This window comes from Allobosea psychrotolerans (genome assembly GCF_002917105.1).
Lineage (GTDB): Bacteria > Pseudomonadota > Alphaproteobacteria > Rhizobiales > Beijerinckiaceae > Allobosea > Allobosea psychrotolerans.
The window spans coordinates 197242-204915 of the sequence record NZ_PQFZ01000011.1 but is presented as its reverse complement, the minus strand read 5'-3'; the positions used below and the strand labels follow the sequence as shown (position 1 = coordinate 204915).

At 66.6% G+C, this 7674-nt stretch carries 10 protein-coding genes; 5 read left to right on the top strand and 5 right to left on the bottom strand.

What is annotated here, in order from left to right:
* Positions 1 to 120, top strand: a 120-nt coding sequence (locus tag CYD53_RS29980) for a PLP-dependent transferase (RefSeq protein WP_146055954.1), incomplete at its 5' end; no start/stop codon positions are given.
* A gap of 16 nt (positions 121 to 136) precedes the next feature.
* Positions 137 to 1042 (top strand): DMT family transporter, encoded by a 906-nt coding sequence (locus CYD53_RS19015; RefSeq protein WP_103719640.1) that lies wholly within the window; start codon positions 137 to 139, stop codon positions 1040 to 1042.
* 321 nt (positions 1043 to 1363) lie between these two features.
* Here CYD53_RS19015 and CYD53_RS19010 read toward each other — a convergent pair whose 3' ends face one another.
* Positions 1364 to 1852 (bottom strand): glycosyltransferase family A protein, encoded by a 489-nt coding sequence (locus CYD53_RS19010; protein WP_146055953.1) that lies wholly within the window; start codon positions 1850 to 1852, stop codon positions 1364 to 1366.
* 255 nt (positions 1853 to 2107) lie between these two features.
* Here CYD53_RS19010 and CYD53_RS19005 point away from each other — a divergent pair, with 255 nt between their 5' ends.
* From CYD53_RS19005 to CYD53_RS18995, 3 genes are all read left to right on the top strand, one after another.
* Positions 2108 to 3193, top strand: coding sequence for a PA0069 family radical SAM protein (locus CYD53_RS19005; protein WP_103719666.1), 1086 nt, complete (start codon positions 2108 to 2110; stop codon positions 3191 to 3193).
* Positions 3194 to 3253: 60 nt separating this feature from the next.
* Positions 3254 to 3865 carry a ribonuclease HII gene (gene rnhB, locus CYD53_RS19000; RefSeq protein ID WP_103719638.1) on the top strand — a complete coding sequence of 204 codons (612 nt, stop codon included), beginning with the start codon at positions 3254 to 3256 and terminating at the stop codon, positions 3863 to 3865.
* 194 nt (positions 3866 to 4059) lie between these two features.
* Entirely contained in the window at positions 4060 to 5259 is a 1200-nt protein-coding gene (locus tag CYD53_RS18995; RefSeq protein WP_103719637.1) for a site-specific DNA-methyltransferase, read from the top strand.
* Between the two features lie 5 nt (positions 5260 to 5264).
* Here CYD53_RS18995 and CYD53_RS18990 read toward each other — a convergent pair whose 3' ends face one another.
* From CYD53_RS18990 to CYD53_RS18975, 4 genes are read right to left on the bottom strand one after another with little or no spacing between them, the layout of a single operon-like run.
* The gene (locus CYD53_RS18990) at positions 5265 to 5561 is read right to left on the bottom strand and encodes a helix-turn-helix domain-containing protein (RefSeq protein ID WP_103719636.1); all 297 of its coding nucleotides are present in this window, start codon (positions 5559 to 5561) and stop codon (positions 5265 to 5267) included.
* Positions 5558 to 5923, bottom strand: a complete 366-nt coding sequence (locus CYD53_RS18985) for a type II toxin-antitoxin system RelE/ParE family toxin (RefSeq protein WP_245928324.1) — start codon at positions 5921 to 5923, stop codon at positions 5558 to 5560. Before CYD53_RS18985 ends, CYD53_RS18990 begins: the two co-directional genes overlap by 4 nt.
* A gap of 24 nt (positions 5924 to 5947) precedes the next feature.
* Entirely contained in the window at positions 5948 to 7018 is a 1071-nt protein-coding gene (gene mutY, locus CYD53_RS18980; RefSeq protein ID WP_103719635.1) for an A/G-specific adenine glycosylase, read from the bottom strand.
* Complete coding sequence (locus CYD53_RS18975; protein WP_146055952.1) at positions 7018 to 7590, bottom strand: hypothetical protein; 573 nt, start codon at positions 7588 to 7590, stop codon at positions 7018 to 7020. The genes mutY and CYD53_RS18975 overlap by 1 nt, the downstream gene beginning before the upstream one ends.
* Between the last annotated feature and the right edge of the window lie 84 nt (positions 7591 to 7674).

Sequence of the window (7674 nt, the reverse complement as noted above, 5' to 3'; positions counted from 1 at the left end):
TCGATCGAGGGCACGGGCTCGCCCTGCCCCACCGATCTGCTCAGACTCTCGACCGGCATCGAGGATGTCGAGGACCTCTACGCCGACCTCGACCAGGCGCTGAAAGCAGGCCACGCCTGAGCGTCAGGCCTCAACGATGCGCAGCGAAGCAGCAGCGTCAATCGAGACTGCCCATCAGCGGTCGGGTCGGATTCTTCTCATGGTCACGGCGGTCGGCTGGGGGCTGAACTGGTCCGTCCTCAAATTCGTCCTTCAGGACTGGCCTCCCTTGTTCGCGCGCGGAAGCGCCGGACTGTTGGGCGCGATCGGCCTGGCTGCCGTCGCCGTGCTCCGTGGCGAGCATTTCGCAGTGCCTCGCGAAGCCCGCCTGCGCCTTGCCATGGCTGCTGGAATCAACGTCTTCGCCTGGATGGGCTTCACCGCCCTGTCACTGAATTGGCTCAAGGTTTCGGAAGGAGCGCTCATCGCCTATTCCATGCCGATATGGGCAATGCTGATCGCATGGCCGCTGCACGGCGAGCGACCGAACAGCCGTAGCCTCCTGGCGCTGGCGCTGGGTATCGCCGGGATCGCGGTGCTGATGGGCGGTCCGGATCTCGCCGGCGTCAAGTTACCGGGAATCCTGTTTGCGCTCGCCGCCGCGATCCTCTTCGCCATCGGCACGATCACCGCCCGCACGCCCATTCCCATGCCCCCTACAGCGCTGACGGCATGGCAAGTGGCCCTGGGCTGTCTGCCAATGGTGATACTGAGCCTGTTCTTGGAACAGCCGCGCGTCTTCGCGCTTTCGCTCCCAGGTCTCCTTGGCCTCGCCTATATGGCGGCGGGTCCGATGGCTCTGTGCTACCTGACCTGGTTTGGGGCACTCAGGCGTCTGCCCGCATCAGTCGCCGCGACCGGCATGCTGCTCGTCCCGGTCGTCGGGGTCCTTTCAGCCATCCCATTGCTCGGAGACAGCTTGGGCGGACGGGAGCTCATTGCCATCGCGCTTACGTTGAGTGGCGTTGGACTGGCGCTCCGGCGCTCAGGAGAAGTCTCCTGATGTTGTCCGTAACGTCGATTGCGACTTCCGCTTCCCACCTCTTGCGACCTTCGTAGCGTCTGCGAACAGAGTGGGCTGACGGTCCTAGGGAGGCTGCCGACGGCGTCCACGCGCCATCGAAATTCCTGGCCACATCAAGGAACCTGAAACCTCCCGGATTCAGGACTTCCCGGCCGCTCTGTGGCCTTTGCTACCTAGAGCATTTCCTTGTTTTATCGAATTTTCTTCACGCGGACCGGTGTCCATTTCGCTCGAAAATACTCTAGTGCCGAAGTTAAAAGCCCTTCGGGAACTTTGGGATGGCTGCTTCTTCCCTGCCCGTCAGCCGCTCGCCCGTTCGCGGCGGACCGGCAGGCGGCGCGGCGCGCCTCCCAGCCTGCCCGCGAGAACGAGCCCCTTGGGCACGACGAGGCCGGCGCGCAGGCGCCTGGCGCCGAAGGAAATCGCCGCGCGCTCGCGCAGCGAACCGGCAACGCCGCGCAAGGGAATCAGGGCCGGGCTGTCGGGCGCTAGCATGAGATGCCGGTCGACGACCTGGGCCCAATGCGACTGCGGCACATCGCCGGCATCGAGCAGGACCAGCCAGTCGCCGCGCGCCTGCGCCGCGCCGAGATGCCAGCCCTCCGCGGCGCCCGAGCGCAGATAGCTCGCGCCGGTGGCGTCGGCCAATCGCTCGACCTCGCGATCGCCCCGCGCATCGACCACGACGGCATGGCCCAGGAATCCATCGGCGACAGCGGGAATGAGGACCGCGAAGGTCGCGGCGAGCAGGCTTGGGGGGCCGTCGGCCCGGATCACGGCTGTGAGCATGCGCAAATCCATATGACGCAGCGCAACATGTCGCAATCCTGTCACTTGCAATTTGTTCCCTATATGTTCACATTGGGACCATAGAAACGCGCCGATTCCCGGCGGTTTCCAGGACGGTTCAGCGTCATGCGCCAGGCCACGCCCTCTGCCACGCCCTCTGCGAGACCCTCTTCGCGGCCGATTCCGGCCCAGCCGCTCAAGCGGCATGACAGCGAGCCGGCCTCGGTTTCCGCGCGCGTCGCGCCGCTCGACCCGATGGCCTATGCCGGGCACCGGATCGACCCGGAACGCCGGCGCGGACGCGGCGCCACGATCAACCCGGGCGGGCGCTTCGAGGCCGAGCAACGCGTCCTCGAGGATGACGGCTGGGGCACGCTCGGCGAATTGCCGGCCTTCAAGACCGAGGTCTCGATCGAGAAGCCGCGCACGATCATCACCAGGAACGACTCGCCTGATATTTCGTTCGACCGCTCGATCAACCCCTATCGCGGCTGCGAGCATGGCTGCGTCTATTGCTTCGCGAGGCCGAGCCACGCCTATCTCGGCCTGTCGCCGGGGCTGGACTTCGAGAGCAAGCTGACGGCCAAGCCCGATGCGGCGATCCTGCTGGAGAAGGAGCTCAGCGCGCCCTCCTACCAGCCGCGCACCATCGCGATCGGCACCAATACCGACGCCTATCAGCCGATCGAGAAGAAGCTGCGGATCATGCGCTCGATCCTGGAGGTGCTGGCGACATTCAACCACCCGGTCGGGATCGTGACGAAATCGGCGCTGGTCCAGCGCGACATCGACATATTGGCGCCGATGGCGGCGAAAGGGCTCGCCAAGGTCGCGATCTCTCTGACCACGCTCGATCCCAAGATCGCCCGTACCATGGAGCCGCGCGCCGCCTCCCCGGCCAAACGCCTGGAGACGATCAGGGCTTTGTCGGAGGCTGGCATCCCGGTCACCGTGCTGGTCGCGCCGATCATCCCGGCGATCAACGAGCATGAGATCGAGCGCATCCTCGACGCCGCCAAGGCCGCCGGCGCGCGCGAGGCGGGCTATGTGCTGCTGCGGCTGCCGCTGGAGGTGAAGGATCTGGTGCAGGACTGGCTGCTGACCCACCACCCCGATAAATTGCGCCACGTCGTCTCGCTGATCCGCTCGACGCGCGGCGGCAAGGATTACGACGCGGCCTGGGGCCAGCGCCAGGTCGGCTCGGGGCCTTATGCCTGGATGATCGGGCGGCGCTTCGAGATGGCGGCCGAGCGGCTCGGCTTCAACACGACACGCCTGCGGCTGCGCAACGACCTGTTCCTGAAGCCCGAGAAGGAAAAGGCGCAGCTGAGCCTGTTCTGAGCGGGGATGGTTCATAGGCCCATCTGGCCTCGGCGAACCGACTTCGCCATAAGACGCGGCATGAGCGCCGATTTCAGCCGTGAGACGCAAGCCATCGCAACCGGGTTCTGGCCATTGGCCGGGATCGACGAGGTCGGGCGCGGACCATTGGCCGGACCAGTCGTCGCGGCGGCAGTGATCCTCGACCCCGGGAAGGTTCCTGCCGGGCTCGCCGATTCGAAGCTGCTCAGCGCTGCGCGCCGCGAGGCGCTGTTCGACACAATCGCTGGGACGGCGCTGGCGATCGGCATTGCCAGCGTGACCGCAGCCGAGATCGACGCCATCAACATCCGGCAGGCGACGCTGCTGGCGATGAAGCGCGCCGTCGCCGCCCTGCCGCTTGCGCCGCTCAAGGTCCTGGTCGACGGCAACGACCCGCCGCCCCTGCCCTGCCCCTGCGAGGCGATCGTCAAGGGCGACGCGCTCGTCGCCTCGATCGCGGCCGCCTCGATCATCGCCAAGGTGACGCGCGACAGAATGATGGCGCGGCTGGCGCAGCTCTACCCGGCCTATGGCTTCGCCGGGCATGTCGGCTATGGCACGGCGGTCCACCGCGCGGCGATCCAGGAGCACGGCCCCTGCCCCGAGCATCGCTACAGCTTCGCGCCGGTGAAGGGCGTCTGGCAGCGTTGAAGCGAACCGGCCGAAGCTTTGCGCGAACGCGCGCGCCGTTAACTCTCGGTTAGGAATTCGGCAGCGGGATCAAGGGACTAGGCAAAAGCTGCAGCCCCAAAACGAGACGCATTTTTTTCATCGCAGAAACCCGGCTTTTACCCTGTCCGAGCAATATCGCGACTGTTCAAGTTGCGTAACGGTCTTGGGGCGTCATGGGTATTTTGCGTACCGGGACCACCAGCGCCGCCGTCCGGATTCAAGTTCCGCGTACCGGACGGCCCGCGCTGCAGTCACCGATCAAGGCTCCACGGCTCGAGGCGGCCGGCCTTCCTCTGGAACTCCCTCTCGATCAGGTGCTTGTCGGCGACTGCGTCGCCGCGCTCGAGCGCCTGCCGCCGGCGAGCGTCGACCTCGTCTTTGCCGACCCGCCCTATAATCTGCAGCTCGGCGGCGATCTGCGCCGACCCGACGACAGCCTCGTCGACGCAGTCGACGACGATTGGGACAAGTTCTCGTCCTTCGCCGATTACGACGCCTTCACTCGCGCCTGGCTTGCCGCCTGCCGCCGCGTGCTGAAGCCCGACGGCGCGCTCTGGGTGATCGGCTCCTATCACAACATTTTCCGCGTCGGCGCGATCCTGCAGGATCTCGGCTTCTGGATGCTGAACGACATCGTCTGGCGCAAGGCCAACCCGATGCCGAATTTTCGCGGCCGGCGCTTCACCAATGCGCATGAGACGCTGATCTGGGCGGCGCGCGGCGCCTCGTCGAAATACACCTTCCACTACGAGGCGCTCAAAGGCGGCAATGACGACCTGCAGATGCGCTCCGATTGGTATCTGCCGCTCTGCACCGGCGAGGAACGCCTGAAGGACGAGGCAGGGGCGAAAGTCCACCCGACGCAGAAGCCCGAGGCCCTGCTCGCCCGCGTCATGCTCTCGGCCAGCAATCCCGGCGACGTCATCCTCGATCCCTTCTTCGGCACCGGCACGACCGGCGCCGTCGCCAAGGCGCTCGGCCGGCGCTTCATCGGGCTGGAGCGCGATCCGGTCTATGCCGCGGCCGCCCGCAAGCGCATCGCCGCCATCGAGCCGCTGCCGCCGGAAGCCTATTCGACCGCGCCTTCCAAGCGCAGCGAGCCGCGCGTGCCCTTCCTCAGCCTGGTCGAGGCCGGGCTGGTGAAGGCCGGCGAGAGCGTCACGGACGAAAAGCGCCGCCACAAGGCGACGATCCGCGCCGACGGCACGCTGATGCTGGGTCCGGCGGTCGGCTCGATCCACAAGGTCGGAGCGCTCGCCCAGGGCCTGCCGAGCTGCAATGGCTGGACCTTCTGGCATGTCGAGCGGCCCGCCGGGCTGATGCTGCTCGACGTCCTGCGCGGCGAGATCAGGGCGCAGATGGCGGCGGCTTAGAGCCGCTAGCTGGCCTCAAGCGTCTCTTCGACCACACGCGGATTGCGCGCGATCATCGCCAGCAGTACGCGCGCCGGCCCCTCGGGGGCGCGCCGCTTCTGCTCCCAGTTGCGCAGCGTGCCCGGCGAAACCCCGATCCGCCGGGCAAAGGCGACCTGAGACAACTGCGTCCGAGCGCGAACCGCCGCGACATCGACTATTGCTGGCACACGCACCCGCAGGCCCGGCACTTCCTCGCCCCTGGCATGAGCGCGCGCCTCGCCGAGGCTGCGCATCAAACCATCGAAATCCGCGTCCTTCATCTCGGCCTCCTAAAATCTACCAAAAGATCGCGCGTCACGTCGGCCAGAGCCTGCCGCTGAGCGGATGTCAGATCGTCGGCTTCGTTCTTCGCGAAAACCCAGAGAAGCACGGCCGGAAATCCAGCCGAGTGAAACCAGTAGATCACACGGCCGCCACCGCGCTTGCCTCGCCCGGCCAAGGGAATGCGCGCTTTGCGCAAACCGCCCGTCCCTTGAATGACGACCCCCACCCTCGGGTCAGCGGCAATAGCATCGACGACGGCAGTTCGCTCCTCCGGCGTCATCAGACGCTCGGCCCGCGCCAGATAGCTTGGCGTTTCGACGACGGACAGGAGACCGCGCATCACCGAAATATACGCCACTGGCGGACTACGTCAATGGCGTACTCAGGCATCGACACCCGGGTGCTTGAGCGCCGCCAGCCCGGCCTCGACCACTTTCAGCATCAGGCTCGGGAACGGCTCCTCGCGCAGCTTGCCATGCGGCGTGAAGCGCATGCCTTGCGGGGCTTGCGCCGTGAGCGGTGCCCTCGCCACCAGCACCGTCAATTCCAGCGGGAAATGCGTAAAGACATGGCGCACCGGCAGACCCAGCTTGCGCCAACGCGTCGCGATTGGCGCGTCCTGCGCGGCGCCGTCCAGTTCGTAATCGGCGCGCCAGTCGCTGGTCGGAACTTCCGCCATGCCGCCGAGCAGCCCCTTGTTCGGGCGCGTGCGAACCAGGAGTGCGCCGTCCTCGCGCAGCAGCACGAAGGCTGCGCCATAGCGGGTGACGCCCGCCTTCTTCGCCGCCTTGCGCGGATAGCTCTCCTGGGTTCCGGCAGTTCGCGCCCGGCAGGGCTCGCGCCAGGGGCAGATGCCGCAGGCCGGATTGCGCGGCGTGCAGATCGTCGCGCCCAGATCCATCAGCGCTTGCGCGAAATCGCCCGGCCGCGCTGCCGGCAACAATGCCAGCACCTGCTCGCGAATCAGGGGCTTGGCGCCAGGCAAGGCCTCCTCGATGGCAAAGAGCCGGGTCATGACGCGCTCGACATTGCCGTCGACGGCCGCTGCGGCCCTGTCGAAGGCGATCGCGGCCACCGCGCCCGCCGTATAGGCGCCGATGCCCGGCAGGGCGCGCAAGCCCTCCTCGGTGTCGGGAAAGCGGCCGCCATGGCTCTCAGCCACGGCCTTGGCGCAGGCATGCAGATTGCGGGCGCGCGAGTAGTAGCCGAGCCCGGCCCAGGCCTGCATGACTTCCTCGGAGGGTGCGACTGCCAGCGCCTCCACCGTCGGGAAGCGCGCCATGAAGCGCTCGAAATAGGGCTTTACCGCCGCAATCGTGGTCTGCTGCAGCATGATCTCGGAGGCCCAGACACGGTAGGGGTCGGGCCTTTCGCCCGGCAGCGCCCGCCAGGGCAGGCTGCGGCGATGGCGGTCATACCAGACGAGGAGATCGGCGGCGTTCGGCGCAGGCATTACGGAGGCGAGAGCGATGAGGCGATTCCCAATGAAAGCGCAGTCTGCCCCGAGATCCGGTACAGTCTGTCGAAGGCCGCCTTGGTTGTCAGGGATGCCGCACCGGGCACGCCCATTTCGTAATAGATGTTGTTCATCTCGGCCACTGCACCGCCCGAATACCCCCGCGCACCGGAAGCCTGAAGACTATTGCCTTCGTGGAAGCCGAGACCTCCGCGCCCGCCCGCGCCATCGGCGAAGGTCGCGTTGAGATAGTGCCGTCTGACACCCGCGGTAAACAGGGCCGTGCACGCGCTGTTGCAGAGCGCGCGCGACGCATCCACGACGGTGACCAGCCCGGCCCTGCGAATGTGCCGGGCCATTTCACGCGCGGCGAGAACGCGCCCGCCCTGACTGTTGAGATGGATGAATTTGACCTGCCCGCCTTGTGGGCTGGTCAGGAAATCGCGCAGCAGAAACTCATCGCCATTGTTGATTGGCCCGCTCAGGGTCGCCATCGCGCCCTTTTGCGAGATCTCGACCGCGGAGGCAGCCTGAATCGTCACGGCGCAGAACGCCGCCAGCACAGACACCATACGCATCCCAAATCCCCCGCAGCCGCCCTGCAACCTTAGATGATCGCTCACGTCGTTGTCACAGGGGACTTGTGTGTCACC